Consider the following 25,811-nt stretch of genomic DNA (forward strand, 5'->3'; position numbering starts at 1 on the left):
CGACTCAAAAAGATTCCAACAAAGAGGAGACAAGCGCATGGTCTGGCAACAGGTTTACAACCCGTTCGGCAACATGATCGTATCGACGGCACTGGCCGCGATACCGGTGGTGGTGATGCTGGTGTGCCTCGGGTTGCTTCACGTCAAGGCGCATTACGCGGCGGGGCTCGGCCTGCTGAGTGCGGTGGTCATCGCGGTGTTCGCTTTCGGCATGCCGGCCGACATGGCGGGCAAGGCGGCCTTTCTGGGCGGCATCACCGGCCTGCTGCCCATTGGCTGGATCGTGCTGAACATCATCTTCCTGCAGCAGCTCACGCAGCAGAACGGCAGCTTCCAGATACTGCAGGACTCGATTGCCGGCATCACGGAAGACAGGCGCCTGCAGCTGCTGCTCATCGCCTTTGCCTTCGGTGCCTTCTTCGAGGGTGCGGCCGGCTTCGGCACGCCGGTGGCGGTCACGGCGGCCATTCTCATCGGGCTGGGCTTCTCACCGCTCGCGGCCTCGGGGCTCTCGCTCATTGCCAACACGGCGCCGGTGGCCTTCGGCGCGCTGGGCACGCCAGTCATCACGCTGGCCAAGGTGCACGGCTACGACCTGATGGCAGTCACCGCGATGATCGGGCGGCAGCTGCCGTTCTTCTCGCTGCTGGTGCCGTTCTGGCTCATCTGGGCCTTCGCGGGGCGCAAGGGAATGGCTGAGGTGTGGCCGGCCATCCTGGTGACGGGCGTGTCCTTTGCGATTCCGCAGTTCCTGGTGTCGAACTACATCGGTCCCGAGCTGGTGGACATCATCGCGGCCATCGTGTCGATGGTTTGCCTGGTGCTGTTCCTGCGCGTGTGGAAGCCTAAGAAGATCTGGACCTCGGTGTCGCTCAAGGGGCACGAAACCGACGGCGGCGAGGCCGGCCCGGCCGTTGCGCCCGCGAAGCATTCGAGCGCCGCCGTGATCCGCGCCTGGACGCCGTGGCTCATCCTCACCGTGTTCGTGTTCATCTGGGGCCTGCCGGTGGTGAAGACCTGGCTCAACGGCATCTTCGCGCCCAACTTCCCCATCGACGGGCTGCACAACATGATCGAGAAGGTGGCGCCCGTGGTGCCCAAGCCGACGAAGGAGGGCGCGGTGTACCAGCTGCTGCTGTTCTCGGCCACGGGCACCGGCATCCTGGTGTCGGCCATCGTGGGCGGGCTGGTGATGAAGTACAACCCGATCCAGCTCGTGGCCGCCTATGGCCGCACGCTGTGGCTGGTGAAGTTCTCGCTGCTCACCATCATGCTGATGCTCGCGCTGGGCACGCTCACGCGCTACTCGGGGCTGGACACCACGCTGGGGCTGGCCTTTGCCAACACCGGCATGTTCTACCCGTTCTTCGGCACGCTGATGGGCTGGCTGGGCGTGGCGCTCACGGGCTCCGACACGGCGTCGAACGTGCTCTTCGGCGGCATGCAGAAGGTGGCGGCCGACCAGCTGGGCCTGAGCCCGAACCTGATGGGCGCGGCCAACAGTTCGGGCGGCGTGATGGGCAAGATGATCGATGCACAGTCGATCGTGGTTGCCTCCACCGCCACGCGCTGGTTCAACCACGAAGGCGAGATCCTTCGCTACGTCTTCTTCCACTCCATCGCGCTGGCCTGCCTCGTGGGCTTCTACGTGACCTTGCAGGCCTATGTGTGGCCGTTCACGCTGATGGTCGTTAAGTGACGAGCGCGGCTGTCAGCGCCTGAAGCAAGCGGCGCAGGTCATCGACCGCTTCGCGCGCGAGTGCGGCGTCGCCCATCTGCGCCTTGACGATGGCGCCGTCGACGCCCAGCGCGGCTGCTTGTGCGATGGCCGTGCGTTGCGGTCCATCGGGCAACAGCCCGGCAATCACCTCGACCATCTCGCGCTTGTGCTCGCGCGCGATTTCGCTGGCACCGGCCACGCTCGTGCCCACTTCCACCACCGAGTTGATGAACGCGCAGCCGCGGAACACCGGGTCGGCAAACCATTCGGCCATCACGTCGGCCAGCATCTCCAGCGCCTGTGCATCGCCGATGCGCTGCTGCGCGCCGCGCCGGCCCAGCGCATCGATGAACCATGCCATCCATCGTCCGTGCCGGTGGTCGAGAAAGGCACGCACCAGATCGTCTTTCGAAGGAAAGTGCCGGTAGAAGGTGACCTTGGTGACGCCCGACGCGGCAATGACGCGGTCGATGCCGGTGGCACGGATGCCATCGGCATAGAAGAGGTCGTGCGCGGTGAGAAGGATGCGCTCGCGCGCAGGCAGCGCAGAGATGACGGAGATGTCCATGCCGCGATTGTAGGCATGTAGACAGGTCTGTCTACATGTGGCACATTGCGGCGCATTCCCCTTCACCACTTCAACGAAAGACCCTCATGGAATCCCGTCCGCCGCTGCCGCCCTTCACCCTTGAGTCGGCCACCAGGAAAGTCCAGGCTGCCGAAGACGCCTGGAACTCGCGCGACCCCGTGCGCGTGAGCCTGGCCTACACGCCCGACACCGAATGGCGCAACCGCGCCGAGTTCGTCAATGGCCGCGAGCAGGTGGTCGAATTCTTGTCGCGCAAGTGGGTGCGCGAGCTCGACTACCGGCTGAAGAAGCAGCTATGGGCCTTCATGGACAACCGCATCGCGGTGCGCTTCGAGTACGAATGGCACGACGACGCGGGCCAGTGGTATCGCAGCCACGGCAACGAGAACTGGGAGTTCGCGGAGAACGGCCTGATGCAAAGGCGCTTTGCGAGCATCAACGACCAGCCCATCAAGGAGGCGGATCGACAGTTCCACTGGGCGCGCACCTGACCCGGCCGGGGTGCTTCGGGCACGGCTGTTGCTTGCTTTTGGTGCATGGAGACGCCCGTACTGAACCCGACCGCCAGCCACCCGCTCTGGCAGCACCAGCTAGGCCTGCTGCTTGAGTCGACGGGCGAGGGCATCTTCGGCATCGACCTCGACGGTCATTGCATGTTCATCAACCGGGCCGGCGCGCAGATGCTCGGCCACGAGGTGCGCGACGTGCTCGGTTCGAACATGCACGAGCTCACGCACCACTCGCACCCCGACGGTTCGCACTACGCCGACACCGACTGCCCCATCTTCAACGCCTTCAGACGCGGCCTGCCGTGCCGCATCGACACCGAGGTGTTCTGGCGCCGCGACGGCACCGCCTTCGCGGTCGAATATTCGAGCCACCCCATCATGGATGGCGCGCAGGTGCGCGGCGCCGTCATCACCTTCGTCGACATCACCGAGCGTCGCCGCCAGGCCGAGGCATTGCAGCAGGCCAAGGACGAACTCGGCCTGCGCGTGCAGGAGCGCACCCGTGAGCTCAGCGACGCGCTGGTGCAGCTGCGTGAACTTTCTGCCTGGCTCGACAAGGTGCGCGAGGACGAGCGGACCCGCATCGCGCGCGAGGTGCACGACGAGCTCGGAAGCCTGCTGGTGGCGCTGAAGATGGACGTCAACTGGATCGGCAAGCGCCTGGGCGAACAGCAGGAGCGCACGCCCGACGCGGCACAAGCCATGCGCGACCAGATGCGCTGCAAGTGCACGAACATGAGCCAGCTCATCGAACGCGCGGTAGACAACGTGGGGCGCATCATCACCGACCTGCGTCCCAGCATCCTCGACCATCAGGGCCTGTGGGCCGCGCTCGAATGGCAGGCGCACGAGTTCGTGCAGGCGGCGGAGCTCGAACTGGACTGGCGCTTCGACGTGCCGCCTGGCGTGGAGCTGCCCGAGCCCGCTGCCATTGCGGTGTTTCGCATCTTCCAGGAGATGCTGAGTAATGTCGGCCGTCATGCGAAGGCGAGCAGTCTTGATATCCGCATCGGTGTCGAACATGAGCAATTGAGCATCAGCGTGCGCGACGACGGCGTCGGCGCACCGGCGCAGGCCTTCGAGGCCGCCACTTCCTATGGCGTGCTCGGCATGCGGGAACGTGCGCGCCACTTCGGCGGGCGCGTCGATATCGAGAGCCGGGTGGGTGAGGGCAGCACCTTCTGTCTGCACTTGCCGCTGCCATGAAGCCCTGTCTTTCGATTTGCTGCGTCGGTTTGGGGCGCGATCACGCCGACGGGGTACCTTGCTCCGCGAATGTCCCCCGGCCTTCGGCCTCCTCCTTTATTTCGCTGCGCAAGGCACCCCATCGACGTGATCGTTCAGCGCAACGGTTGATCGGCCGGCACTACAGCCGCGTCCATGTGCGAATGGCATCGGGTGCTCCCCGCAGCGAAATAAAGGAGGAGGCCGCAGGCCGGGGGACATTCGCGGAGGGGAGTACCCGGTGTCATTCGCACGCACCCCGAACAAGAAGAACAAGCACGGACCAATGAGATGACCGACATCCGCGTACTGATAGCCGACGACCACCGCATCGTGCGAGAGGGCCTCAAGCAGATGCTCGGCGACCTCTCCAACGGCCTGCCCGCCATGACCGTCCGTGCCGAGGCGCAGACAGGCCCCGAAGTGCTGGAAGCGGTACAGGCGCTCGGAGGCCAGGAAGGCCTCGACGTGGTCCTGCTCGACATCGCATTGCCGGGCCGCGACGGCCTCGACGTGCTGCAAGCCTTGCGCAAGCAGTGGCCCACGCTCCCGGTGCTGATGCTCAGCACGTACCCCGAGAAGCAGTACGCCGTACGCTGCATCAAGCTCGGCGCCTCGGGCTATCTCAACAAGAGCGCCGACGCCGACGACATGGTCGGTGCGGTGCGCAAGGTGGCGGCCGGTGGGTTGTACGTGTCGGCGGCCACGGCCGAGGCGCTGGCCACCGCCGTCGGCCGTGGCGCCGGGCAGGGCGCCGAGATGCTCTCGCACCGCGAGCATCAGGTGTACCGCCTGCTCAGCGCCGGGCACAGCGTGAGCGAAATCGGTGCGCAGCTGGGCCTGGCGCCCAACACCGTGAGCACCTACCGCGCGCGCATCCTCGAAAAGACCGGCACCAAGAACGACGTGGAACTGGCCCTGTATGCCGAACGCCACGGCAAGCAGGGTGCGACTGGCTGAAAACACGGCCGGTGTGCACCGGCTTGTAGTGCCAGCCCTACAAGGCCTCGACATCGGCGGCACGATCTGGAGCCGCAACGCGTCGAAAGGGAGTTGCGGAGCATTTCCGGCCCGGCGCTTGCAACGGCTGCTGCATCTTTCCAACGAGGTGCACCACCATGTCCAGCCCGCACGAACAGACCGCCTGCGATCCCTACGATGCCGACCGGCCACTGAAGATGCGCTGCGCCTGCGGGCGCGTGCACGGCGCGGGTGTGCTGCCAGAAGACAAGCTCGAAGCCAGCCTCATGAAGGCGCTGTTCCCTGTCGACAGCGTGCGGCGCGGCTTCCTGCGCGCCGTTGGCGCCAACACCGCGCGCGCCGCCATCGCCTCGGTATTTCCGCTCGGCGCGCTGCAGGCCATGGCGCAGGAGAAAGCGCCGCTCGAGAAGACCAGGCTCAAGATCGGCTTCATTCCAATCACCTGCGCCACGCCGCTCATCATGGCGCACCCGCTGGGCTTCTATCAGAAGCAGGGCCTCGACGTGGAAGTGGTGAAGACGGCGGGCTGGGCGCTCATCCGCGACAAGATGCTCAACAAGGAGTACGACGCCACGCACTTCCTGTCGCCCATGCCGCTGGCCATTTCGATGGGCGCGGGCTCCAACGCGGTGCCCATGAACGTCGCGACCATCCAGAACACCAACGGCCAGGCCATCACCCTGGCCAACAAGCACAAGGACAAGCGTGACCCGAAAACCTGGAAGGGCCTTAAGTTCGCCGTGCCCTTCGAGTACAGCATGCACAACTTCCTGCTGCGCTACTACGTGGCGGAAGCGGGCCTGAACCCCGACACCGACATCCAGATCCGCGTGGTGCCGCCGCCCGAGATGGTGGCCAACCTGCGCGCCGGCAACATCGACGGCTACCTCGGCCCCGACCCGTTCAACCAGCGCGCCGTGTTCGAGGAAATCGGCTTCATCCACCTGCTCACCAAAGAGCTGTGGAACGGCCACCCGTGCTGCGCCTTCGGCTCCTCGACCGAGTTCATCGAGAAGAACCCCAACACCTTCGCCGCGCTGGTGCGCTCGGTGCTCACCGCATCGGCCATGGCGCGCGATCCGAAGAACCGCGAGCTCATCGCGAAGGTGATCGCGCCCGCGCAGTACCTGAACCAGCCCGAGACCGTGCTCATGCAGGTGCTCACCGGCAAGTTTGCCGACGGGCTGGGTAACATCCGCACCGTGCCCGACCGGGCCGACTTCGACCCTATTCCCTGGCAGTCGATGGCCGTGTGGATGCTCACGCAGATGAAGCGCTGGGGCTACGTGAAGGGCGACATCAACTACAAGCAGATCGCCGAAAAAGTCTTCCTGCTCACCGACGCGAAGAAGCGCATGAAGGACCTGGGCCAGGCCGTGCCCGATGGCGCCTACCCCAAGTTCACGATCATGGGCAAGGTGTTCGATCCGGCGAAGCCCGACGACTACGTCAAGAGCTTCGCCATTGCGAAGATGGCCTGAGCCATGCCGAAGAGGGCCCTCTCGTTCAAGGCGGCGCTGGTGTCGCTGCTGATGTTCCTGCTGCTGGTCGGCGTGTGGCAGCTGGCGACCGCACCGACCACCGGTGCCTCCGCCGCGACTGGCATGACAGCCGAGCAGATCGAATACCAGAAGATGCTTGGCAAGGACCCGACGCAGGGCCAGGTGAAGAGTTCGGGCTTTCCCACGCCGGCCGAGATGGGCGCCACCGCGTGGAAGCACCTGTCGAATCCGTTCTACGACAACGGGCCCAACGACAAGGGCATTGCCATCCAGTTGGCCTATTCGCTGGCACGCGTGGGGTTGGGCTTTGCGTTGGCGTGCCTGGTTGCAGTGCCGCTGGGCTTCGTCATCGGCATGTCGCCGCTGCTGCACAAGGCATTCGATCCGTTCATACAGGTGCTCAAGCCGATCTCGCCGCTGGCGTGGATGCCGCTGGCGCTCTACACCATCAAGGACTCGTCGGTCAGCGGCATCTTCGTGATCTTCATCTGCTCGGTGTGGCCGATGCTGCTGAACACGGCCTTCGGCGTGGCCTCGGTCAAGCGCGAATGGCTCAACGTGGCCAGCACGCTCGAGGTGAAGCCGCTGCGCCGCGCGTTCCGCGTGATCCTGCCGGCGGCAGCGCCGACCATCCTCACGGGCATGCGCATCAGCATGAGCATTGCGTGGCTTGTCATCGTGGCGGCCGAGATGCTGGTGGGCGGCACGGGCATCGGCTACTTCGTGTGGAACGAGTGGAACAACCTGTCGCTCACCAACGTGATCTTCGCGATCTTGCTGATCGGTGTCGTGGGCATGCTGCTCGACCAGGCCTTTGCGGGCCTGCAGCGGAAGGTGACGTATGTGGAGTGAGCGCACCGATCTTCCGACCCAAGGCGAAGTCATGACTCAACCCGTTGCACCCACTGCCGCCGTGGAGGCGCCAGGCGCCCGCGGCTTCCTGCGCATCGAAGGGCTCGCCAAGGCCTTTGTGCCAACACGGCCTGTGTTCGCGGACGTGTCGTTCACGCTCGACCGTGGCGAATTCGTCTGCATCATCGGCCACTCGGGCTGCGGCAAGACCACCATCCTCAACGTGCTGGCAGGCCTCGACCAGGCCAGCGCAGGCCACGTCTTCATGGATGGACGCGAGGTGGCGGGCCCCAGCCTGGAGCGCGGCGTGGTGTTCCAGAGCCATGCGCTCATGCCGTGGCTCACCGTGCGCAAGAACATCGCGTTCGCCGTGGTTTCGCGCTGGCCCGACTGGTCGGCCGCGCAGGTCGATGCGCAGGTGGAGCGCTTCGTTGCCATGGTCGGCCTGCAGGCGGCCATTGACAAGAAGCCGTCGCAGCTTTCGGGCGGCATGAAGCAGCGTGTGGGCATTGCGCGCGCCTTTGCCATCCAGCCCAAGATGCTGCTGCTCGACGAGCCCTTCGGCGCACTCGATGCGCTCACGCGCGGCACCATTCAAGATGAATTGATGGCCATCGTGCGGCAGACGCAGCAGACCGTCTTCATGATCACGCACGACGTGGACGAGGCCATCCTGCTGGCCGACCGCATCCTGCTGATGACCAATGGCGCCGACCTGCCGCAGGGCGGCTACCGTGCGGGGAACATCGTCGAAACGGTAGTCAACCCGCTGCCGCGCGAGCGCACGCGCGCCTCGCTGCACCACCTCGACGGCTACTACGCGCTGCGCAATCACATCGTCGACTTTCTCGTCACGCGCGCGAAGGCGTCGTGAGCCTTCCGCTTTTCTTCAATCCAATCAGGAGCAAACCCGCATGAACCGCAACGACGTCACCGAGAAAATCATTACCGTCAAGGTGAGCAAGGGCATTCAGTGGGCCGACGTGGCCAGGAAGGTCGGTCTCTCGAAAGAGTGGACCACCGCCGCCTGCCTCGGCCAGATGACGCTCGACGACAAGCAGGCCAAGGTCATCGGCAAGATCTTCGGCCTCACGGTCGAGGAACAGAAGTGGCTGCAGGTGGTGCCCTACAAGGGCTCGCTGCCCACGCCCGTGCCGACCGATCCGCTCATCTACCGCTGGTACGAAGTGGTGAGCGTGTACGGCACCACCATCAAGGAGTTGATCCATGAAGAGTTCGGCGACGGCATCATGAGCGCCATCGACTTCAGCATGGACATCCAGCGCCAGGCCGACCCGAAGGGCGACCGCGTCAACGTGGTGCTGTCGGGCAAGTTCCTGCCGTACAAGACTTATTGAATTACTGGACGTACACGGAGGGATGCGGCTTCTGCCTGCTGGGCGGCCGCATCGCTCCGGCCGTGATGCCATAGCCTTCGATGGCCCCGGCAATCGACCGGGCCACGGCATCCACCGGCACTGCAAGTCGCCGGTTCGTGCGCATGCGTTCGCGGGCGTAGCTGGCCGCGATGCGCTCGGCCAGCGGGTCGCTCGGGCCGTTCACGTCGGGGCTCACCACCGTCACGTGCAGGCGGCCGGCGTGCTCCTGCCGCAGCCCCTCGGAGATCGCGTTCACCGCGTACTGCGTGCCGTGGTACACGGCCGAGTTGGGCGACACGCCCTGCATCGCCACCGGCGCCACGTTCACGATGTGGCCCCAGCCCTGCTCCTGCATCGTCGGCAGCACGGCCGCGATGCCGAGCAGCACGCCGCGCAGATTCACGTCGATCATGAGTTCCCACTCCTCGATCTTGCGGTTCCACAGCGGCGACATCGGCATCACGCCCGCGGCGTTGACGAGCACGTCGATCTGCTCATGCGTCTCGAGGGCGAATTCGGCAAAGGCTTCCACGTCGGGCCGGTGCGTCACGTCGAGTCGCTGGAAGCTCGCCGTGCCGCCCGTGGCCTCGATTTCGGCCACGAGTGCCGCGAGCCTGTCGGTGCGGCGCGCACCGAGCACCACCTTGGCGCCGCGCCGCGCAAGCAGCCGCGCGGTCGCTTCGCCGATGCCGCTGCTCGCGCCGGTGATGAGAACGACTTTTTCCTGGATTGCGGTCATGGAGAACTCCTCGTGCTGGTCTGGTTGCCGTGGGGCTCACACAGAAAAGAGCGTGAGCCGGGCATGGAAAGAAGTTTCGCTTCCGAGGTGCTTGAGGTGGTATCCGAATCGAACGTGGTTTTTGCCTGATCCTGCAAAACGCGAGGCCGATCCGGTCGCCGTTCAGCGCCGCGTAGTGCTTTTGCTTTCGCGGTAGAGCACCATGCCAGCGTGGTACAGCACGCCTTCGCGGAACTCGCCGTCCGCTGTGAAGCCGGTGTCGTCGACGTAGTCGATGTGATTGCCGGTGAGCGTGTAGCGGCCCTGGTAGGCGCTCTGGCGCGTGCCGCGGGCTTCGTCGTAGCGGCCGTTTGGAAGCAGTTCGTGGCGGATATGGCCGTCTTGTGTCACCCACATGCCCACGTAGCGGTTCGGGTCTTCGAGCAGCCTGGGGCGTTGCGCCTGGGCCTGCGAAGGCCCGGAGGCCATGGCGAGGGACAGCGAGAGCGCGGTGATTGCGCCGGTGCGATGTGCGGTGTTCATGGTGCGCCTTGGGTCGTGAATGGAAGGAGCGTCCATTCTTGAAAAAGGCGCGAGCGGGGCGGTAGTCGCTTTATGCGAGTTTCTTGCCTGATTCCCCGAAGGCCGAGGATTGGTGCCGTGTGCCTGATGCATCCATCGGTAAGTCGCTTCACACCATGTTGCCGAGATTGAGCCGAGCTCGGAAATCGATGATGCTCTGCCGATGGACAAATCTCCCGAGATCCCGGCTCGCCCGCGCATCTACCTGGCGGGCCCGGACGTCTTCCGTCCCGACGCGAGAGATCACTTCATCCGGCTGACTGCCGCGTGCGATGCGGCCGGCCTCGCGGCACTGCTACCCGCCGACGGCAACGAGGAGCAAACCCCCGACGCCCCGGAAATGCAGATCTACAAAGCCAACATGCAGCGCCTTCGCAGCGCAGACGGCGTCGTTGCCAACCTCCAGTGCTTCAGAGGCATGGAGCCCGATTCCGGCACGGTGTTCGAAGTTGGCGCGGCGATTGCGCTGGGGATTCCGGTGGTGGCCTACGGCGTGCCCGAAGGCGGCTATGCAGACCGCGCGCGGGCGGCATTGCAGTGCGAGGTCGACGCGAATGACGTGCTGCGCGAAAGCGGCACGGGCATCGCGGTCGAAGACTTCGGCCAGCCGCTGAACCTGATGCTGGCCTGCTCGATCCACATCGAGCCGACGCCGGAAGCTGCGTTGAAGAAGATGGCAGCGCTATTGGCTGTCCGCCATGCGACAGAGGCTGGAAACCCCTGATCGAAGCTCCGTTCATCAGCACCTAGGATGGTGCTCCCTTCAAATCGGAGCACCGCATGCCCACCACCGAGACCCACTTCGAACTGACCGCGAACGACGGCGTCACGGTGGAGGTCCATCGCTGGCAGGGCGCGACGCAGCGCGCCGTCATCCAACTGGCGCACGGCATGGGCGAGCATTCGCTGCGCTACCGGCATCTGGCGGATGCGCTGGTGCAGGCCGGCTACGTGGTCTATGCGAACGAGCACCGCGGCCATGGCAAGGGCGCTTCAGAGCGCGGCGAACTGGGCGAGTTCGGACCGCGCGCGTTCGCCGGACTGGTGGACGACATGGCGCTGCTGAGCCACCACGTGCGCGGCGTGCATCCCGGCCTGCCGCTGATCCTTGTGGGCCACAGCATGGGCTCGTTCGCCACGCAGTACTACCTCGTCAAACACAGCGCGCTGCTGGCGGGCGCGGTGCTTTCGGGCACCTCGGCGCTCGACCTGCTGGGTGCTGCATTGCAATCGGGCTTCAAGCTGGAAGACATGAACGCCGCGTTGCCCGACGTTCGCACGCCCTTCGACTGGCTCAGCCGCGATCCGGCGCAGGTCGATGCCTACATTGCCGATCCGCTGTGCGGCTTCACGGTATCGGCCGAGGGGCTGGGTTCGATGTTCGCGAATCTCGCCGACCTGACGCCTGCCGCGATGCGCAAGCACATCCGGCCCGAGCTGCCGCTCTATCTGTTCATCGGTGATGAGGACCCGGTCAGCAACAAGGCCGAGTGGTTCTATCCGCTGGTGCAGCGCTACCGCGAGGCGGGGCTGCGCGATGTGTCGTGCCACGTGTTCGGCGGCGCGCGACACGAGACGCTGAACGAGGTCAACCGTGAGGAAGTCGAGGCGGTGCTGCTGGCTTGGATTGCACGGGTGGTGGGGAAGCGCTGAGCGCTGCCCCGTCTACTTCCTGCAGTCGCCGCCGACGGACACGGTGCCGTCCTTGCATTCGGTGAGGATCGGTTCGCCCGACGATGTGGGCGGGACCGCCGGGGCCGAGCCCGGCCCGGACCCGACGTCCTTCAGGTACACGACCTTCTTGCTGCCGAGCTCGCAGCTGCCCACCACCTGGCCGTTCGCCGATGCGTTGGCATCGACGACGGTGACGGTGAAGCGCGCCACGCCGGCCGCGGCAATCTTCGATTCGACGCGGGTGCGCAGGGCCTCGCAGTCTTCGGCCCCGTGCGCAGTGCCTGCCGCGCCAGCCAGGGCCAGCGCGGCGGGAAGCATTGCGAGCCAGGGCTTCACGGCTGCCACCCGCTCGATACCCATCAGCCCTGGGCCGACGCCAGCGCCGCGTTGAGCGTGGCGCTCGGGCGCATCACGGCTTCGAACTTGGCGGGGTCCGCCAGGTAGTAGCCGCCGATGTCCACCGGCTTGCCCTGCACGGCCGAGAGTTCGTCGACGATCTTCTGCTCGTTGCTGGCGAGCGTGCCGGCCAGCTTCACGAACTGGGCCTGCAGTTCCTTGTCGTCCGTTTGCGCGGCGAGTTCCTGCGCCCAGTACATGGCCAGGTAGAACTGGCTGCCGCGGTTGTCGAGCTGGCCGGTCTTGGGCGACGGGTTCTTGTTGTTGTCGAGCAGCTTGCCGGTGGCGGTGTCGAGCGTCTTGGCCAGGATGGCGGCTTTCTTGTTGCCGGTCTTCAGGCCCAGGTCTTCCAGGCTCACGGCCAGCGCAAGGAATTCGCCCAGCGAGTCCCAGCGCAGGTGGTTTTCTTCCACCAGCTGCTGCACATGCTTGGGGGCCGAGCCGCCCGCGCCGGTCTCGTACAGGCCGCCGCCGGCCATCAGCGGCACGATCGACAGCATCTTGGCCGAGGTACCCAGTTCCATGATGGGGAACAGGTCGGTCAGGTAGTCGCGCAGGATGTTGCCGGTGGCGCTGATGGTGTCCAGGCCGCGCACGACGCGCTCCAGCGTGTAGCGCATGGCGCGCACCTGGCTCATGATCTGGATGTCCAGGCCCGAGGTGTTGTGCTCGTGCAGGTACATCTTGACCTTGGTGATCAGCTGCGCCTCGTGCGGGCGGTAGGCGTCCAGCCAGAACACCACCGGCATGCCCGAGTTGCGCGCACGGGTAACGGCCAGCTTGACCCAGTCGCGGATCGCGGCGTCCTTGACCTGGCACATGCGCCAGATGTCGCCTTGCTCCACGTTCTCGCTCATCAGCACTTCGCCGCTGTCCAGGTCGGTGATGTTGGCGACGCCGTCCTCCGGGATCTCGAAGGTCTTGTCGTGCGAGCCGTACTCCTCGGCCTTCTGGGCCATGAGGCCCACGTTGGGCACCGTGCCCATGGTCTTTGGGTCGAAGGCGCCGTGCCACTTGCAGAAGTTGATGATCTCCTGGTAGATGCGGGCGAAGGTCGATTCGGGCATCACGGCCTTCACGTCCTTCAGGCGGCCGTCGGCGCCCCACATCTTGCCGCCGTTGCGGATCATCGCGGGCATCGAGGCGTCCACGATCACGTCGTTGGGCGAATGGAAGTTGGTAATGCCCTTGGCCGAGTCGACCATGGCCAGCTCGGGGCGGCCCTCGTGGCAGGCGTGCAGGTCGCGCTTGATCTCGTCCTGCGTGCTCTGCGGCAGCGTGGCGATCTTGTTGTAGAGATCGATCATGCCGTTGTTGACGTTGATGCCCAGCTCGTCGAACAGCTTGCCGTGCTTCTCGAAGGCTTCCTTGTAGAAGATCTTCACGCAGTGGCCGAACACGATGGGGTGCGAGACCTTCATCATGGTGGCCTTGACGTGCAGCGAGAACATGACGCCGGTCTTATGCGCGTCCTCGATCTCCTTTTCATAGAAGGCCAGCAGTGCCTTCTTGCTCATGAACATGGAGTCGATGACCTCGCGGTCCAGCAGCGCGACCTTGGGCTTGAGCACGATGGTCTTGCCGCTCTTGGTGATCAGCTCCATCTTGACGTTGCGCGCGCGGTCCAGCGTCATGGACTTTTCGCCATGGTAGAAGTCGCCGCCGTGCATGTGCGAGACGTGCGAGCGCGAGGCCTGGCTCCAGTCGGCCATGCTGTGCGGGTTCTTGCGTGCGTATTCCTTCACGGCCTTGGGCGCGCGGCGGTCGGAGTTGCCTTCGCGCAGCACCGGGTTCACCGCGCTGCCGGTGCACTTGTTGTAGCGCGCGCGGATGTCCTTGTCCTCGTCCGAGGTCGGGTTCTCGGGGTAGTCGGGGATCTTGTAGCCCTTGCCCTGCAGTTCCTTGATGGCCGACTTGAGCTGGGACACCGAGGCGCTGATGTTGGGCAGCTTGATGATGTTGGCCTCGGGCTTGAGCGTGAGCTTGCCCAGTTCGGCCAGGTTGTCGGGCACCTTCTGGTCGTCGCTCAGCAGCTCGGGAAATTCGCCCAGGATGCGGGCCGCCACGGAGATGTCGCTGGTGGCCACGTTGATGCCGGCCGGGTTGGTGAAGGCGCGGATGATGGGCAGAAACGCGTAGGTCGCCAGCAGGGGCGCCTCGTCGGTGAGGGTGTAGACGATGGTGGGTTGCTTCGAGCTCATGCGCTTGCTTCCGTAGATCCTGGGTTGTCGGGTTGGCTGGAACTTCCGGCGGAACGGGGATAGGGGTGTTTTCGCCGGAATCCCCGATTGTCGCCCGGCTGGGGCCGGGTTCGGCCGGATGGGGCCCGATGACCCCCTTCGGCGGGCGCTTTAAGGCTTCAGCATTTCCCGCGCCAGGTCGACAAAAGCGCGCAGCTTGGGTGCCTGCGCCGCGCGGCGCGGAAAGTACAAAAACAGCCCCGGCTCGTCGAAAGCCGTGCGCGGCAGCAGCTGCCGCAGGCGGCCGTCGCGCAGTTCGGCGCGCACCAGCGGCTCGAAGATGTAGGCAATGCCCACGTCGGCCAGTGCCAGATCGCGGGCATACAGCGCGTCGGTGACGCGCACCGTGCCCGGCACTTCGACCGATACGTGGGCGCCTGCTTTGTCGCGCAGGTCCCAGGCGTACACGCCGCCTGATGTGACGAACCGGAAGCCGATGCAGTTGTGCTGCTGCAGCGCGTCGATGTTGCGCGGCTCGCCAGCCGCAGCCAGGTAGCGCGGCGTGGCCACCATGATGGCCTGGAAGGGCGGCGTGAGCCGCACGGCGACCATGTCTTGCGCCACCGTGTGGCCCAGCCGCACACCCGCGTCGTGGCCGCCGGCGACGATGTCGGCCAGGCCGTCGTCGCAGGTAATTTCGACCGTGAGTTCGGGGTGGCGGCGCGACATTTCGGCCACCAGCGGCGTCATGGCCAGTGGCAGCGCCACGTGCGGCGCGTTGATGCGCAGCACGCCGCTCACGCGCCCCAATGCTTCACCGAAGCGGTCGACCGCATCGGCAATCTCGCCCATGGCGGGGCTGAGCATGCCGATGAAGCCGGCGCCGGCCTCGGTGAGCCGCACGCTGCGGGTGGTGCGTGCGAACAGCGGCTGGCCCAGGTGGTCTTCGACGGCGCGCACCGCGTGGCTCACGGCCGAGGCGCTCATGCCCAGTTCGGCCGCGGCAGCCGCGAAGCCGCCGCGCCGGTGCACCGCCAGCACGATCGCGAGGTGCGGGAGCAGGGTGCGGTCCATTCATGCATCGTATCGCAAGGTGCATTCGATTTGAACCGTCTAGTCGATGAATGCGATTGCTGGAACAGTCACGCCATGCCTCTCCAACAACCCGCAAATACCGAAGGAGCCACCCTCATGTCCACCACCGCCAACACTCCCGAAACCCGCAAGACGTGGTTCATCACCGGCGCTGCTTCCGGCTTCGGCCACGCCTTTGCCGAACACGCGCTGGCGCAGGGCCACAACGTGGTCGCCACCGCCCGCGACGCCGGCCGCCTCGCCGATCTCGTGGCGCTGGCGCCCGACCGCGTGCTGGCCACGCCGCTCGACGTGGACGCAGCCGGCGCAGCCGAAGCCGCCGTTCAAGCCGCGGTCGCGCGCTTCGGCCGTATCGACGTGCTCATCAACAACGCCGGCTACGGCGTGGTCGGCGCGCTAGAAGAAACCCCCGACGCCGAGCTGCGCGCCCTGATGAACACCAACTTCTTCGGCGCCATGGCCGTCACCCGCGCCGCGCTGCCGGTGCTGCGCGCGCAGCAGTCGGGCGCTATCGTCAACATCTCCAGCCTGGGCGGGCAGTTGTCGTTCTCGGGCTTCAGCGCGTACTCGGCCTCCAAGTTCGCGCTGGAGGGCGCTTCGGAAGCGCTGGCGCAGGAGGTCGCGCCCTTCGGCATCAAGGTGCTGATCGTCGAGCCGGGCCAGTTCCGCACGCAGCTCGCGGGCAGCGGCATGCGCCACATGCCGGTGATCGAGGCCTACCAGCCGGTGGTGGGCGCCACGCGCGAGTTCGCGCACACCATGCACAACACGCAGGCCGGCGATCCGCGCAAGGCCGCGGCAGCCATCGAAAAGGCGCTGGACGCCGAACACACGCCGCTGCGCCTGCAACTGGGGGACGATTCGGTCGATGCGGTGCGTGCGCATGCGCAGGCGCTGCTCAAGGACATGGAGGCCTGGGAGGCCGTGAGCCGCAGCACGAACTTCGACGCGGCCTGAAGAGACGCTTCAGTCGAGCGGCAGCTCGATGGTGGCCGCGAGCGGCACCGTGTCGATGCGCGCCGCGCTGGCCACGATGACCGCCTGCTTCGACTGGTCCGCAAAGCCGGTGAGCGTGGCCCACAAGCAGCGGGTCGACGGCACATCGAGCCCGGCCGTCGGCTCGTCGAGCAGGATGAGCGGGCGGCCCGATGCAAGCCCGGCTGCCATCCACACCTTGCGCTTCGAACCGGTCGAGAGCATGAACATCTTCTTGTCCAGATGCGGGGCGAGCGCAAAGCCGTCGGCAATGGCCTGCCACTTCGCGTCGCTGAAGCCTGCGTCGCCCTCGACGAGCGAGGCCGTGCATTCGCGTGCGGTGAGCTGGTCGAAGCGGTCGGTCACCGGATCGACGAAGAACACCTGGCGGCGATAGGCCTCGGGCGCGGTATCGAGGCTCACCCCCGACACCGTCAGCCGCCCGGTGGCGGGCAGCGTGCCTGCAATCACCTGGAGCAGCGCCGATTTGCCGGTGCCCGTGTCGCCATAGAGCAGCGTGACGCCCGGGCCGATGGATGCGCTCCAGTTCGACACCAGCGCAGGCTGGTCGGGGTACGCGAAGCGCAGCGCATCGATCCGGAGAAGGGGAGGAGAAGAAAGATTCATGGTCGGGCCGACTTTAGCAAGCGACCCTCGCGCAACGCCCAGGCCGTGGCTACCATTCGGCTCCATGAAAAAGCTGTTGCCGCTGCTGCTCGCCCTGCCGTTCGCCGCCCCCGTGCTCGCCGCGCCGTCCGCGCAGGTGTTCGATGCCGTGAAGAAGCCAGAGGCGCTCGATGCGCAATGGCGAGCGCACCTCTGTGCCTTGCTGCCGCAGCCCTGCGACGTGCAGGAGCTCGGCCTGTACCGCCCGCGCGGCGCTTCGCCCAATGACTACGTGGTGCTCTCTGGCGAGCCGTTGGTCATGGCGCGCATCAAGCGAGGCATCGATGCGAAGAGCTGGCAGCTCGATCGCCTCCATGACTTCTCGGACTACGCGCAGGGCCTGAAGAAGGACGCCGACCGGCCCGACACGCACCTGTCGCTTGCGCCCGCGCTCTACCCGATGGCTGAAGGCAAGTGGGCCGTGGCCGTGCTGCAGACCGTGTTCGAGGGGTACTCCGGCGGTGGCGCCTCGTTCGACACGGCCGACTTCATCCCGCTCGAAGGCGGCAAGGCCGTGCAAGAAGGCATTCCGTTCTCGTGCTTCAAGATGATCCGCGCCTGCTTCAGCGAGAAGGAATACAAGACCTCGAAGCACTGCCACGACGAAAGCAACGGCAGCCTGCGCATCGCCTACGGCGAAGCCGCGAAGCCGGGTGCGCCGTATGAGTGGCAATACACCTGGCTGCAGAGCGAGTGGCCGCAGAACGAGCCGAAAAGCTCAGCGAGCAGCACGCGCATCCGCTTCACCGCGAAGACCACCGAACGCGCGGATTTCTGCGGCGGGCCGCAGTAAGGCAGCAGACCTGCTCAGTGCCGGGGCACGGTCGTCGTGCCCACGTGCATCGTGCGGCCGGCGCCCAGCCCCGCGACGACGAGCGCGATGCCCAGCCCGATGAAGAGCCACGACGAGGCGCGAAAGCTCCCCGTCCAGCCGTGCAGCAGCCCGGCCACCAGCGGACCGAAGGCCGCCACCATGTAGCCCACGCCCTGCGCCATGCCCGAGAGGTGCGCGGCCACGTGCGAGTCGGGCGAGCGCAGCACGATCATCGTGAGCGCCAGCGCGAAGGTGCCGCCCTGCGCAATGCCCAGCAGCACGGCCCAGGCCCATACCCCACCGAGCGGCGCGAACAGCATCGCCAGCATGGCGCCCACCGTGAGCATCGCCAGCACCACGGCCAGCCCGCGCTGGTTGCGCAGCTTCACCGCCAGCGCCGGCACCACGAGGCAGGTGACCACCTGCGTCATGACCGACAGCGACACCACGTAGCCGGCTGTTTCGCTGCCGAGGCCGCGCTCGCGCAATATCGGCGCGAGCCAGCCCATCACGATGTAGGCAAGGGCTGATTGCAGCCCCATGAAGAAGGTGACCTGCCACGCCAGCCTGTCGCGCCACAGGCCGCGCACCGTGAAGCCCGATTCGCTCGCCACAGGCTTGAGCGGCAGCGCCTGCGGCGCCCAGATCAGCGTGACCAGCGCGGCCGGCAGCGCCCACATAGCGAGCGCCATGGTCCAGCCTCCGCCCAGCGCGTGCTCGATGGGCACTGTGAGGCCGGCGGCGCTGGCCGCGCCGCCGCACACGGCCATGGTGTACAGGCCCATCATCAGCGCCGCCTGCGCCGCGAAGTCGCGCTTCACCAGGCCTGACAGCAGCACGTTCGACACCGCGATGCCGCTGCCCGCGATGGCCGAGGCCAGGAACAGCAGCGGAATGTTGCCGGTGCCGCGCAGCACCGTGCCGACCAGGATCAGCACCATGCACGCGAGCAGCGTTCGCTCTGTGCCGAAGCGCCGGCCCAGGCCGGGCGCGAGCGGCGCGAACACGCCGAGGCAGACGATCGGCAACGTGGTCAGCAGGCTCGCGGCGGTGGACGAGAGCCCGGTGGCCTTGATGATTTCCGGCAGCACCACCGAGAGGCTGGCGAACACCGGGCGCAGGTTGAAGGCGATCAGCACCACGCTCGCGCCGAGCAGGATTCGGCGGGCGAGTGTTGGTGCGGGTGTGGGGCGCGGCATGGGCAGGCTGTCGGCTTCGGCGTCGATCAGCAGGTCGTTGCTTGCGTGGCGCGTAGTGGCGCCGTTGCCCGGCGCGAAAGTGGCCGAACTCATCACGAGCCCAGCGCCAGCGCGTTGATCATCGGCGCCATGAAGGTGCGCACCGCCGCGGCGGCCACGTCGGGATCGCGGCTGGCAATGCCTTCCACGATGGCGCGGTGCGCGGCCTCGTCGGGCTCGGGCAGGTTGCTGCTGCCCAGCGAGCTCGCGATGGTTTCCTTGATGTAGCCCGTGATGAAGCGGCAGGTTTCGGCCAGCGCGAGATTGCCCGACACGTCGACGATGGCGAGGTGAAAGGCGAGGTCGCGTTCGATGAAGCCCGCGCCGTTGTCGCTGGCGTCGAAGGTGCCGCGCTTGTCCAGCAGGGTGTGCAGGCGGCGCAGGTCGCGCGCCGTGTGGCGCACCGCCGCGAGCCGTGCGGCCTCCACTTCGAGCGCGCGGCGCACCTCGAACTGGTCGCGCAGGCTGGCCAGGCGCATCTTCTGCAGGCTGGACGACGGGTCGAAACCCGAGCGAACGTAAGTGCCCGAGCCCTGGCGCACTTCGAGCAGCCCGCGCGACACCAGCGTCTTGACCGCCTCGCGCACCGTGCCGCGGCTCACGCCCAGCAGTTGCGCGAGTTGCGGCTCGATGGGAATGCGGGAGCCGACGGCCCAGCGGCCGGCGGAGATTTCGGCGCGGATGCTGTCGGCAGCGGTGTCCGCCAAGGATGTGCGAGGGGCTTGGGCAAGCATCAGGTGGGCCTAGTCATTCAATGATTGGACGAATTTTGCCGTCCAAAGCCCGGACTGTACATCCGGTGATTGGCCCGGACGGCAACCGGGCCAATTACCGGCGCGCGCTTTTCGTCACCACGCCCGCGCCGCGCACTTCGAGCCGGCGCTGGTCGACCACCTTGCCGCTGGCGTCCACCAGTTCGATCACGTGGCGCCCCGGCCAGGGAAACCACTGCACGCTGTTGCCGCGCGCAAAGGGCTTGCCGTCGACGCGCCACTGCACGCCGCGGCCTTCCGAGTCGAAGCGCACGCGCTGGCGCTGGGGCGGAATGTCGGGGTCGAGCGCGATGATGGTGCCGTCGGTCGGCGCGGTGATGCGCGCCGAGACGGTGTCGGCAGCCATGCCGGTGTCGAGCGCGAACAGCGGCTGCTCGGTGCCCTGCAGGAACCATTCGCTGCGCGCCGCTTCGAGCGGGTTGCCGTCGGCGCCGGGGCCGAAGCTCACGCGCGTTTCGACGAGGCCCGGCGGCGGCGCGGGCGCGCGGCTCGGCTCGCGTGCGTGCAGGAAGCGCATTACCTCGGCCCACACCGGCGCGGCGCCGCTGGTGCCGCTCACGTCCCACATCGATTCGCCGCTGGCGTTGCCGACCCACACGCCCACCGTGTAGCGCTGCGACCAGCCCACGGCCCAGTTGTCGCGCATGTCCTTGCTGGTGCCGGTCTTCACGGCCGTCCAGAAGCGGGTGGAGAGGATGCTGTCGAGGCCGAAGGTGCGCGTGCGCGCGTTCGGGTCGGAGAGGATGTCGCCGACGATGAAGGCGGCGCGCGGGTCGAGCAGCGGCGGGGCGCCTGCCTTCGTCTTGTCCGCAGGCACAGGTGGCCGCGCGGTCAGCGTCGTCGTGCCGTAGCGCCCGCCGTTGGCCAGCATGCGGTAGGCATTGGTGAGCGACAGCAGCGACACCTCGGCGCTGCCCAGCGCGAGGCTGTAGCCGTAGTAGTCACCGCTCTCGCGCAGCGGCAGGCCGGCGGCGCGCAGTTCGCGCGCGAAGGCCTCGGGCGACACCATCACCAGCGTGCGCACCGCCGGCACGTTGAGCGACGCAGCCAGCGCGGTGCGCGCCGACACAGGGCCCTTGAAGCGGCGGTCGTAGTTCTGCGGAATGTAGAGGCCGCTGGCGGTGCTGATCTGCGCCGAAGAATCCTCGATCAGCGAGGCCGCGGTGATGCGCCGCTCGGCAATCGCCTGGCCGTAGAGCAGCGGCTTGAGTGTGGAACCGGGCTGCCGCAAGGCGGTGACGCCATCGACCTCGGCCGCCTGGCTCAGCGGACCGGAGGAGCCGACCCAGGCGAGCACTTCGCCCGTCGCGTTGTCGAGCACGACGAGCGCGCCGTCTTCCACGTGGCGCTCGCGCAATTCGCGCAGGTGGCGCTGCAGGGAGTCGAGCGCAAAGCGCTGTAGCGGTGCGCGCAGCGTGGTGCGCACGCCGACTTCCCTGTCTTTATCCTTCGGCCGCTGGGAGAGGGTCGGGGTGGGGGCTGCCTCCGCATTCGCGTCCCTCAGTTCCCGCAGCACACGCCGCGCCGCATGCGGCGCAATCCCTTCGTTCGCCTCGAAGGCCTTCCGCTGCACCGCCGCGCTGGTGAACATGTCGAGCGCCTCGCAGTCGGTCTTCTGCTGCGGCTCCATCGCGCGCAGCACCTCGCAGGCGCGCTGCGCCACCACGGCGGGCTTGGCATTCGGCGCGCGCACCAGCGCCGACGCAACGGCCGCCTCGCGCGCATCGAGCCCGCTCGGCGCCTTGCCGAACAGCGTGCGCGAGAGCGCGTCGATGCCCACGATCTCGCCGCGGAACGGCACGGTGTTGAGGTACGCCTCCAGGATCTGGTCCTTGCGCCAGTTGCGCTCCAGCTGCGCGGCCGCCACCGTCTGCCCGATCTTCTGCGTGAAGCTGCGCCCGCCCGAGTTGCGGCGCAGGTCTTCGTCGAGCAGGCCTGACAGCTGCATCGTGATGGTCGAGGCGCCGCGCGTGCGCGTGTTCCACAAGTTGCCCCAGGCGGCCGCCGAAACTGCGCGCCAGTCGATGCCGCTGTGCTCGTAGAAGCGCTTGTCCTCGCTCAGCACCATGGCCGTGCGCAGCGCTGGCGACACATCGGCCAGCGCGGTCCACTGGCCGCGCCGCACGGTGGGGTCGGTACGCACGCGCTGCAGCAGCTCGCCGTTGCGGTCGAGCACCGCGGTGTCGGACGAGCGGAAATCGCGCTTCACTTCCTCGAAGCTGACGAGAGCCCAGGCAGGGTGCGCGCAAGCCACGGCCAGCAAGGCAGCGGCGAGGGTCTTGCGGGCGGGAATGAGGGGCGCGAGCTGCATCGAAAAGATTCGTGTCCGAAAGGCGTGAGGCCACGACATTCTCGGCGATGCACCACGGGAACCTCGCCTACTCGGGGACGGGCGGCCCGCCTCCTTGCCGGAGCTGGAACTCCGGCTCAGAGTTCTCTTCAGGTTCCACATCCGGTAACGAACTTCACGCGGGGGCTTCAATGCGGAAACCCAACGCGTACCGGCGTGGCCTTCAATGCAGTACCGGCTCGCAGGAGGCGAACCCCGGTTTCACAAACACTCCAAGGAGAACTCACATGACGAAGACATTGGCGATCCTGCTGGCCGCATCGGCCATCCTGGCCGGCTGTGTGGTCGCACCCTACGACCGTCCGCCGCCGCCGCGCGGCCAGCACTACGGCGACCGCGATCGCGACGGCGTGCCGAACCGCTACGACAGGGACCGTGACAACGACGGCGTCCCCAACCGCTACGACCGCAATCCGAACAACCCGTACCGCAACTGAGCGGCAACGAAAGAAAAGGCCGCGAAGCATGGCGCTTCGCGGCCTTTTTCATGGGGCTGCGCGGGTTGGCTACACCGGCCGGCGAGCCATCAGTGCCCAGATGCCCGCCGCACTCAGCAGCGAGCCACCCGCGAAGTTGAAGCGCCGCTGCGCGCGTGGCGACGACAGCAGCTTGCGCGCCGAGCCCGCGAACACTGCATAGAGCGTCGCGTTGGTTGCGGCCAGCACCACGAAGGTGACGGCCAGCACCCAGAGCTGGCGCGTCACGTCGGCCGCCGGGCTGATGAACTGCGGCAGGAAGGCCACGAAGAACACGATGCCCTTCGGGTTCAGCGCCGTCACCAGGTAGGTGTTGGCGAACAGCCGCAGCCGCGAGGCGGGCGCGGCCGGTGCGGCCACCTCGGTGGACGAGATGCCCGCGCGCAGCAGCTTGATGCCGAGGTACAGCAGGTACAGCCCGCCCACGCACTTGACCACCGTGAACCAGAAGGCCGAGGTGGCCAGCAGCGCACCCAGCCCCAGCAGCGACACCACCAGCGCCGTCGAGTCGCCCAGCGCCACGGCCGCCACCAGCGGCACGTTGGCGCGGCGGCCGTGCGACATGGAATAGCTGATCACCGTCAGGATGGTCGGCCCCGGAATGATCAGCATGACGGCGGAGGCCGCGACGAAGGCAAGCCAGAGTTCGATGGGCATGTGCATATCTCCAGATGGTGGTTTGTGCGGGAAGCGGTTCTCTTCGTCAGATTCCGATGGCTGTGCGCGCGACGTGCCAGGTGCCGCGGTGTCCGTCCACGTAGCTTATCGGCGAGTTGGCGAGGTCGTCGAGGTCCATGTCGTCCAGGCAGGTCACGTTCACGCCATAGGCGCTCGCGCCGGTCTCGGGCGAATGGCCCACGCCGAAGGAGCGCACGCTGCAATGCCTGCAGACGATGTAGTGGCTGTTGCGGGTGTCGAGCATCTGCTCGCTGAGTTCGGATCCGCCTTCGATCAGCCGGAAGGCATCGGTCGCGACGATGGCGGGCCAGAAGCGGGTCTTGGTGCAGATCGAGCAGTTGCAGCGCAGGGTGCCCAGGCTCAGGTCGATATCGGCTTCGAATCGAACGGCGCCGCAATGGCAGCCGCCCGTGTAGGTCTTTTTCATACGCTCGGAATTCGCATGGTGGTGCTGGAGAGCACCATATCAAAGGCGATGCCGCGACGCTGGCGGCAGGTTATCCGGCGGTGCTGCTGCCGAAGCGCACGGCGGCGCGGGCCTTGGCGCGCTCGGCTTCGATGGCCCGATCGCGCGGCTCGGCCGTGGTGACCAGCGAGTCGATCAGCCGCGCCGCGGTGGCGGCCACCTCATCGACCGCGCGTTCAAAGGCTTCCTCGTTGGCCCTGGACGGCACGCTGAAGCCGCTGAGCTTGCGCACGAACTGCAGCGCGGCGGCGCGGATCTCCTGCTCGGTGGCCGGCGGCTCGAAGTTGTAGAGGGTCTTGATGCTGCGGCACATGGGCACTCTCCGTTCGACGCCGCTGTCCAGTCTAGCGAAGCAGGGCCATGGCGTGGGCGTCGTAATACACGCCGTCGATCAGGTTGGCGCGGCGGTACGTGCCTTCGAGCTCGAACCCGAATCTTTCGTACAGCGCCTTGGCGTTGAGGTTGTCGGTGCGCACCGACAGCGCGATGCGCGTCAGTCCGCGTGCCCATGACTTGTCGATGGCGGCCTGCAGCAGCGCGGCGCCGAGCCCCTTGTGCCGCGCCTCGGGCAGCAGCGCGATGCCGAGCACGCCGATGTGCGCCCTCGAATGCCCGAAGACCGGCGCGACGTCACACCAGCCGACCACGGCCCGGCCATGCAAGGCCACGAAATGCGGGAAATCGTTGGCCAGCACGTCGCGATAGAAGGCGATCGATTGTTCGAGCGGCGGCGCCTCGATCAGTGCCAGGTACTTGTGTTCGCGCGCGACGATGTCGACTGCACGGTGCAAGCCTTCGAAGTGCTCTTCCGATGTGGGTATGACCGAATGACTCATCCTCTGGGTTCCTCCGTTGCGCCAAGCCGCGCTTCCAGTTGCTGTTTTACCGCCGGCCACTCGTCGTCGATGATGCTGAAGCGCACCGAATTGCGCTTGCGGCCGTCCGGCATGATGCGTTCGTTGCGCACGACGCCTTCCTGCTTCGCACCGAGCCGAAGGATGGCCGCGCGCGACTTGGCATTGATCTCGTCGGTGGTGAGCTGTACGCGCACGCATTGCAGTTCTTCGAAAGCGTAGCGCAGCATCAGCAGTTTGGCCTCGGTGTTGACGAAGGTCTTCTGCCATGAGGCCGCGATCCAGGTGCTGCCGATTTCCAGCTTGCGGTTGATGCGGTCGATTTTCCAGAAGCGCGTGGAGCCGATGACCTTGCCGGTCTCGCGCAGCACGGTGGCGAAGGGCATCACGGTGCCGGCGTCCCGGCCGGCGAGGGCGTTGCCGATGTAGGCATCGACGGTTTCGGCCGAGGGCACGACGGTGAACGGCAGGCTCCAGAGTTCGCCGTCGGAGGCTGCCTCGACGAGCGCCGCCGCGTCGGAAGCAAGCAGCGGGCGCAGCAGAAGGCGGGGGCCGGTGAGTGAGGGTTGCGCGAGCGACATGAACAGGACGATAGCCGATGACCCCGGGGCAGGGCAGCCACCAGTGGACGGCAGCGGGCCAATGCCCATAATGTGCCGGTCGTCCCAAGCCCCATGGCGTGGAGGAAAACCAAGATGTCTGCTGCCATGTTTGCCGCCCTGTTCTTCACGGTGGCACTTCTCGTCACGACGGCTTACTTCATCATGGGTTCCATCCCGCTCCTGGTGCTGAAGCACGACACGCCGCTCGACGCCCGCTTTGTGCGTGGCTTCTTCAACATCTACTACCGCGCCGCATTCGTTACCGCGGCTGCAACGGCCGTCAGCTTTGCATTTGCGGGTCGCCCGGGGCTCGCGGTGGGTGCTGCGGCGCTGGCGTTGATTGCCGTCGCGCTGCGCAAGAAGGTCATTCCCAAGATGGACGCGCTCGGGGCGCAGATCCAGTCCAACTACATGGATGCGATCCCGGGATTCCGCAGGACCCACATCACCGCAATCCTGATCAACCTCGCCCAGCTCGTGGCGATCGTGTGGAGCCTTATCGCCTTGAGCCGGTAACG

Annotated in this window: 29 protein-coding genes; 14 read left to right on the forward strand and 15 right to left on the reverse strand. The window is 66.7% G+C overall.

The genetic code is table 11. The features are described from left to right. Positions 1-37 precede the first annotated feature (37 nt). A complete protein-coding gene (locus BLV60_RS02175) occupies positions 38-1,699 on the forward strand; it encodes an L-lactate permease (RefSeq protein ID WP_093049145.1) in 1,662 nt (553 codons plus the stop codon). Here BLV60_RS02175 and BLV60_RS02180 read toward each other — a convergent pair. After that, on the reverse strand, positions 1,692-2,288 hold the full coding sequence (locus BLV60_RS02180) for a TetR/AcrR family transcriptional regulator (RefSeq protein ID WP_093049148.1): 597 nt from the start codon (positions 2,286-2,288) through the stop codon (positions 1,692-1,694). The two genes, BLV60_RS02175 and BLV60_RS02180, sit on opposite strands and share 8 nt — an antisense overlap. An 86-nt stretch (positions 2,289-2,374) precedes the next feature. On the opposite strand from BLV60_RS02180, the gene BLV60_RS02185 reads away from it, so the two are divergent. From BLV60_RS02185 to cynS, 7 genes are all read left to right on the forward strand, one after another. Continuing rightward, a complete protein-coding gene (locus tag BLV60_RS02185; RefSeq protein WP_093049150.1) occupies positions 2,375-2,800 on the forward strand; it encodes a nuclear transport factor 2 family protein in 426 nt (141 codons plus the stop codon). Between the two features lie 45 nt (positions 2,801-2,845). Beyond that, the gene (locus tag BLV60_RS02190) at positions 2,846-4,024 is read left to right on the forward strand and encodes a sensor histidine kinase (RefSeq protein WP_093049153.1); all 1,179 of its coding nucleotides are present in this window, start codon (positions 2,846-2,848) and stop codon (positions 4,022-4,024) included. A gap of 309 nt (positions 4,025-4,333) precedes the next feature. Then, positions 4,334-5,002 (forward strand): response regulator transcription factor, encoded by a 669-nt coding sequence (locus tag BLV60_RS02195; protein WP_093049155.1) that lies wholly within the window; start codon positions 4,334-4,336, stop codon positions 5,000-5,002. Between the two features lie 218 nt (positions 5,003-5,220). Next, the gene (locus BLV60_RS02200) at positions 5,221-6,504 is read left to right on the forward strand and encodes a CmpA/NrtA family ABC transporter substrate-binding protein (protein WP_371127345.1); all 1,284 of its coding nucleotides are present in this window, start codon (positions 5,221-5,223) and stop codon (positions 6,502-6,504) included. Positions 6,505-6,507: 3 nt separating this feature from the next. Beyond that, on the forward strand, positions 6,508-7,377 hold the full coding sequence (gene ntrB, locus BLV60_RS02205) for a nitrate ABC transporter permease (protein WP_093049160.1): 870 nt from the start codon (positions 6,508-6,510) through the stop codon (positions 7,375-7,377). 31 nt (positions 7,378-7,408) lie between these two features. Continuing rightward, positions 7,409-8,251 (forward strand): ABC transporter ATP-binding protein, encoded by an 843-nt coding sequence (locus tag BLV60_RS02210; protein WP_093049163.1) that lies wholly within the window; start codon positions 7,409-7,411, stop codon positions 8,249-8,251. Positions 8,252-8,291: 40 nt separating this feature from the next. Beyond that, on the forward strand, positions 8,292-8,735 hold the full coding sequence (cynS, locus tag BLV60_RS02215; RefSeq protein ID WP_093049166.1) for a cyanase: 444 nt from the start codon (positions 8,292-8,294) through the stop codon (positions 8,733-8,735). 1 nt (position 8,736) lies between these two features. Here cynS and BLV60_RS02220 read toward each other — a convergent pair whose 3' ends face one another. Then, positions 8,737-9,495, reverse strand: a complete 759-nt coding sequence (locus BLV60_RS02220) for an SDR family oxidoreductase (RefSeq protein WP_093049169.1) — start codon at positions 9,493-9,495, stop codon at positions 8,737-8,739. 162 nt (positions 9,496-9,657) lie between these two features. After that, positions 9,658-10,017 carry an Atu4866 domain-containing protein gene (locus BLV60_RS02225; RefSeq protein WP_256328808.1) on the reverse strand — a complete coding sequence of 120 codons (360 nt, stop codon included), beginning with the start codon at positions 10,015-10,017 and terminating at the stop codon, positions 9,658-9,660. Positions 10,018-10,219: 202 nt separating this feature from the next. Between BLV60_RS02225 and BLV60_RS02230 the strand changes: the two genes are divergently transcribed. Both BLV60_RS02230 and BLV60_RS02235 read left to right on the forward strand, forming a co-directional pair. Further along, entirely contained in the window at positions 10,220-10,780 is a 561-nt protein-coding gene (locus BLV60_RS02230) for a nucleoside 2-deoxyribosyltransferase (protein ID WP_093049171.1), read from the forward strand. A gap of 56 nt (positions 10,781-10,836) precedes the next feature. Next, entirely contained in the window at positions 10,837-11,709 is an 873-nt protein-coding gene (locus tag BLV60_RS02235) for an alpha/beta hydrolase (RefSeq protein ID WP_093049174.1), read from the forward strand. Between the two features lie 12 nt (positions 11,710-11,721). Here the strand turns inward: BLV60_RS02235 and BLV60_RS02240 are convergent, their stop codons facing one another. From BLV60_RS02240 to BLV60_RS02250, 3 genes are all read right to left on the reverse strand, one after another. Next, complete coding sequence (locus tag BLV60_RS02240; RefSeq protein ID WP_093050361.1) at positions 11,722-12,066, reverse strand: DUF1161 domain-containing protein; 345 nt, start codon at positions 12,064-12,066, stop codon at positions 11,722-11,724. Positions 12,067-12,089: 23 nt separating this feature from the next. Then, on the reverse strand, positions 12,090-14,327 hold the full coding sequence (locus BLV60_RS02245; RefSeq protein WP_093049177.1) for an NADP-dependent isocitrate dehydrogenase: 2,238 nt from the start codon (positions 14,325-14,327) through the stop codon (positions 12,090-12,092). 150 nt (positions 14,328-14,477) lie between these two features. Further along, positions 14,478-15,380 (reverse strand): LysR family transcriptional regulator, encoded by a 903-nt coding sequence (locus tag BLV60_RS02250; RefSeq protein WP_093049179.1) that lies wholly within the window; start codon positions 15,378-15,380, stop codon positions 14,478-14,480. A 117-nt stretch (positions 15,381-15,497) separates the two neighbouring features. Here BLV60_RS02250 and BLV60_RS02255 point away from each other — a divergent pair, with 117 nt between their 5' ends. After that, positions 15,498-16,358 carry an oxidoreductase gene (locus BLV60_RS02255; protein WP_093049182.1) on the forward strand — a complete coding sequence of 287 codons (861 nt, stop codon included), beginning with the start codon at positions 15,498-15,500 and terminating at the stop codon, positions 16,356-16,358. Positions 16,359-16,367: 9 nt separating this feature from the next. Here the strand turns inward: BLV60_RS02255 and BLV60_RS02260 are convergent, their stop codons facing one another. Further along, the gene (locus BLV60_RS02260; RefSeq protein ID WP_093049185.1) at positions 16,368-17,003 is read right to left on the reverse strand and encodes an ABC transporter ATP-binding protein; all 636 of its coding nucleotides are present in this window, start codon (positions 17,001-17,003) and stop codon (positions 16,368-16,370) included. A 64-nt stretch (positions 17,004-17,067) separates the two neighbouring features. Here BLV60_RS02260 and BLV60_RS02265 point away from each other — a divergent pair, with 64 nt between their 5' ends. Next, a complete protein-coding gene (locus tag BLV60_RS02265) occupies positions 17,068-17,835 on the forward strand; it encodes a hypothetical protein (protein WP_093049187.1) in 768 nt (255 codons plus the stop codon). A gap of 14 nt (positions 17,836-17,849) precedes the next feature. Here BLV60_RS02265 and BLV60_RS02270 read toward each other — a convergent pair whose 3' ends face one another. The 3 genes from BLV60_RS02270 to pbpC all read right to left on the reverse strand — a co-directional run bounded on the left by BLV60_RS02270 (position 17,850) and on the right by pbpC (position 22,178). Then, entirely contained in the window at positions 17,850-19,148 is a 1,299-nt protein-coding gene (locus tag BLV60_RS02270) for a CynX/NimT family MFS transporter (protein ID WP_093049190.1), read from the reverse strand. Then, on the reverse strand, positions 19,148-19,801 hold the full coding sequence (locus BLV60_RS02275) for a FadR/GntR family transcriptional regulator (protein ID WP_305449895.1): 654 nt from the start codon (positions 19,799-19,801) through the stop codon (positions 19,148-19,150). Before BLV60_RS02275 ends, BLV60_RS02270 begins: the two co-directional genes overlap by 1 nt. A gap of 121 nt (positions 19,802-19,922) precedes the next feature. Next, positions 19,923-22,178, reverse strand: a complete 2,256-nt coding sequence (gene pbpC / locus BLV60_RS02280; RefSeq protein WP_093049195.1) for a penicillin-binding protein 1C — start codon at positions 22,176-22,178, stop codon at positions 19,923-19,925. Between the two features lie 266 nt (positions 22,179-22,444). On the opposite strand from pbpC, the gene BLV60_RS02285 reads away from it, so the two are divergent. Then, positions 22,445-22,654, forward strand: coding sequence for a thrombospondin type 3 repeat-containing protein (locus tag BLV60_RS02285; protein ID WP_093049198.1), 210 nt, complete (start codon positions 22,445-22,447; stop codon positions 22,652-22,654). A gap of 69 nt (positions 22,655-22,723) precedes the next feature. Here the strand turns inward: BLV60_RS02285 and BLV60_RS02290 are convergent, their stop codons facing one another. From BLV60_RS02290 to BLV60_RS02310, 5 genes are all read right to left on the reverse strand, one after another. Further along, entirely contained in the window at positions 22,724-23,350 is a 627-nt protein-coding gene (locus tag BLV60_RS02290; RefSeq protein WP_093050364.1) for a LysE family translocator, read from the reverse strand. Between the two features lie 46 nt (positions 23,351-23,396). Further along, complete coding sequence (locus BLV60_RS02295; RefSeq protein ID WP_093049201.1) at positions 23,397-23,798, reverse strand: GFA family protein; 402 nt, start codon at positions 23,796-23,798, stop codon at positions 23,397-23,399. Between the two features lie 70 nt (positions 23,799-23,868). Next, positions 23,869-24,150, reverse strand: coding sequence for a DUF2277 domain-containing protein (locus BLV60_RS02300; RefSeq protein WP_093050367.1), 282 nt, complete (start codon positions 24,148-24,150; stop codon positions 23,869-23,871). A gap of 31 nt (positions 24,151-24,181) precedes the next feature. Continuing rightward, complete coding sequence (locus tag BLV60_RS02305; protein ID WP_093049204.1) at positions 24,182-24,673, reverse strand: GNAT family N-acetyltransferase; 492 nt, start codon at positions 24,671-24,673, stop codon at positions 24,182-24,184. After that, positions 24,670-25,272: a GNAT family N-acetyltransferase gene (locus BLV60_RS02310; protein ID WP_093049207.1), complete on the reverse strand. Its 603-nt coding sequence runs from the start codon at positions 25,270-25,272 to the stop codon at positions 24,670-24,672. Before BLV60_RS02310 ends, BLV60_RS02305 begins: the two co-directional genes overlap by 4 nt. 114 nt (positions 25,273-25,386) lie before the next feature. Between BLV60_RS02310 and BLV60_RS02315 the strand changes: the two genes are divergently transcribed. Then, positions 25,387-25,809, forward strand: coding sequence for a hypothetical protein (locus BLV60_RS02315; RefSeq protein ID WP_093049210.1), 423 nt, complete (start codon positions 25,387-25,389; stop codon positions 25,807-25,809). Positions 25,810-25,811: the final 2 nt, after the last annotated feature.

The organism is Variovorax sp. YR634 (genome assembly GCF_900106655.1).
GTDB lineage: Bacteria > Pseudomonadota > Gammaproteobacteria > Burkholderiales > Burkholderiaceae_C > Variovorax.

Excerpts from the sequence above, each read along its gene's own strand:
- BLV60_RS02270 (WP_093049190.1), bottom strand. The coding sequence starts at position 19,148 with ATGAGTTCGGCCACTTTCGCGCCGGGCAACGGCGCCACTACGCGCCAC.
- BLV60_RS02305 (WP_093049204.1), bottom strand. The coding sequence starts at position 24,673 with ATGAGTCATTCGGTCATACCCACATCGGAAGAGCACTTCGAAGGCTTG.
- BLV60_RS02285 (WP_093049198.1), top strand. The coding sequence starts at position 22,445 with ATGACGAAGACATTGGCGATCCTGCTGGCCGCATCGGCCATCCTGGCC.
- pbpC (WP_093049195.1), bottom strand. The coding sequence starts at position 22,178 with ATGCAGCTCGCGCCCCTCATTCCCGCCCGCAAGACCCTCGCCGCTGCC.
- BLV60_RS02300 (WP_093050367.1), bottom strand. The coding sequence starts at position 24,150 with ATGTGCCGCAGCATCAAGACCCTCTACAACTTCGAGCCGCCGGCCACC.
- BLV60_RS02220 (WP_093049169.1), bottom strand. The coding sequence starts at position 9,495 with ATGACCGCAATCCAGGAAAAAGTCGTTCTCATCACCGGCGCGAGCAGC.
- BLV60_RS02255 (WP_093049182.1), top strand. The coding sequence starts at position 15,498 with ATGTCCACCACCGCCAACACTCCCGAAACCCGCAAGACGTGGTTCATC.
- BLV60_RS02245 (WP_093049177.1), bottom strand. The coding sequence starts at position 14,327 with ATGAGCTCGAAGCAACCCACCATCGTCTACACCCTCACCGACGAGGCG.
- ntrB (WP_093049160.1), top strand. The coding sequence starts at position 6,508 with ATGCCGAAGAGGGCCCTCTCGTTCAAGGCGGCGCTGGTGTCGCTGCTG.
- BLV60_RS02235 (WP_093049174.1), top strand. The coding sequence starts at position 10,837 with ATGCCCACCACCGAGACCCACTTCGAACTGACCGCGAACGACGGCGTC.
- BLV60_RS02260 (WP_093049185.1), bottom strand. The coding sequence starts at position 17,003 with ATGAATCTTTCTTCTCCTCCCCTTCTCCGGATCGATGCGCTGCGCTTC.
- BLV60_RS02230 (WP_093049171.1), top strand. The coding sequence starts at position 10,220 with ATGGACAAATCTCCCGAGATCCCGGCTCGCCCGCGCATCTACCTGGCG.
- BLV60_RS02265 (WP_093049187.1), top strand. The coding sequence starts at position 17,068 with ATGAAAAAGCTGTTGCCGCTGCTGCTCGCCCTGCCGTTCGCCGCCCCC.
- BLV60_RS02310 (WP_093049207.1), bottom strand. The coding sequence starts at position 25,272 with ATGTCGCTCGCGCAACCCTCACTCACCGGCCCCCGCCTTCTGCTGCGC.
- BLV60_RS02295 (WP_093049201.1), bottom strand. The coding sequence starts at position 23,798 with ATGAAAAAGACCTACACGGGCGGCTGCCATTGCGGCGCCGTTCGATTC.
- BLV60_RS02195 (WP_093049155.1), top strand. The coding sequence starts at position 4,334 with ATGACCGACATCCGCGTACTGATAGCCGACGACCACCGCATCGTGCGA.
- BLV60_RS02180 (WP_093049148.1), bottom strand. The coding sequence starts at position 2,288 with ATGGACATCTCCGTCATCTCTGCGCTGCCTGCGCGCGAGCGCATCCTT.
- BLV60_RS02225 (WP_256328808.1), bottom strand. The coding sequence starts at position 10,017 with ATGAACACCGCACATCGCACCGGCGCAATCACCGCGCTCTCGCTGTCC.
- BLV60_RS02315 (WP_093049210.1), top strand. The coding sequence starts at position 25,387 with ATGTCTGCTGCCATGTTTGCCGCCCTGTTCTTCACGGTGGCACTTCTC.
- BLV60_RS02290 (WP_093050364.1), bottom strand. The coding sequence starts at position 23,350 with ATGCCCATCGAACTCTGGCTTGCCTTCGTCGCGGCCTCCGCCGTCATG.
- BLV60_RS02185 (WP_093049150.1), top strand. The coding sequence starts at position 2,375 with ATGGAATCCCGTCCGCCGCTGCCGCCCTTCACCCTTGAGTCGGCCACC.
- BLV60_RS02210 (WP_093049163.1), top strand. The coding sequence starts at position 7,409 with ATGACTCAACCCGTTGCACCCACTGCCGCCGTGGAGGCGCCAGGCGCC.
- BLV60_RS02190 (WP_093049153.1), top strand. The coding sequence starts at position 2,846 with ATGGAGACGCCCGTACTGAACCCGACCGCCAGCCACCCGCTCTGGCAG.
- BLV60_RS02200 (WP_371127345.1), top strand. The coding sequence starts at position 5,221 with ATGCGCTGCGCCTGCGGGCGCGTGCACGGCGCGGGTGTGCTGCCAGAA.
- cynS (WP_093049166.1), top strand. The coding sequence starts at position 8,292 with ATGAACCGCAACGACGTCACCGAGAAAATCATTACCGTCAAGGTGAGC.
- BLV60_RS02175 (WP_093049145.1), top strand. The coding sequence starts at position 38 with ATGGTCTGGCAACAGGTTTACAACCCGTTCGGCAACATGATCGTATCG.
- BLV60_RS02250 (WP_093049179.1), bottom strand. The coding sequence starts at position 15,380 with ATGGACCGCACCCTGCTCCCGCACCTCGCGATCGTGCTGGCGGTGCAC.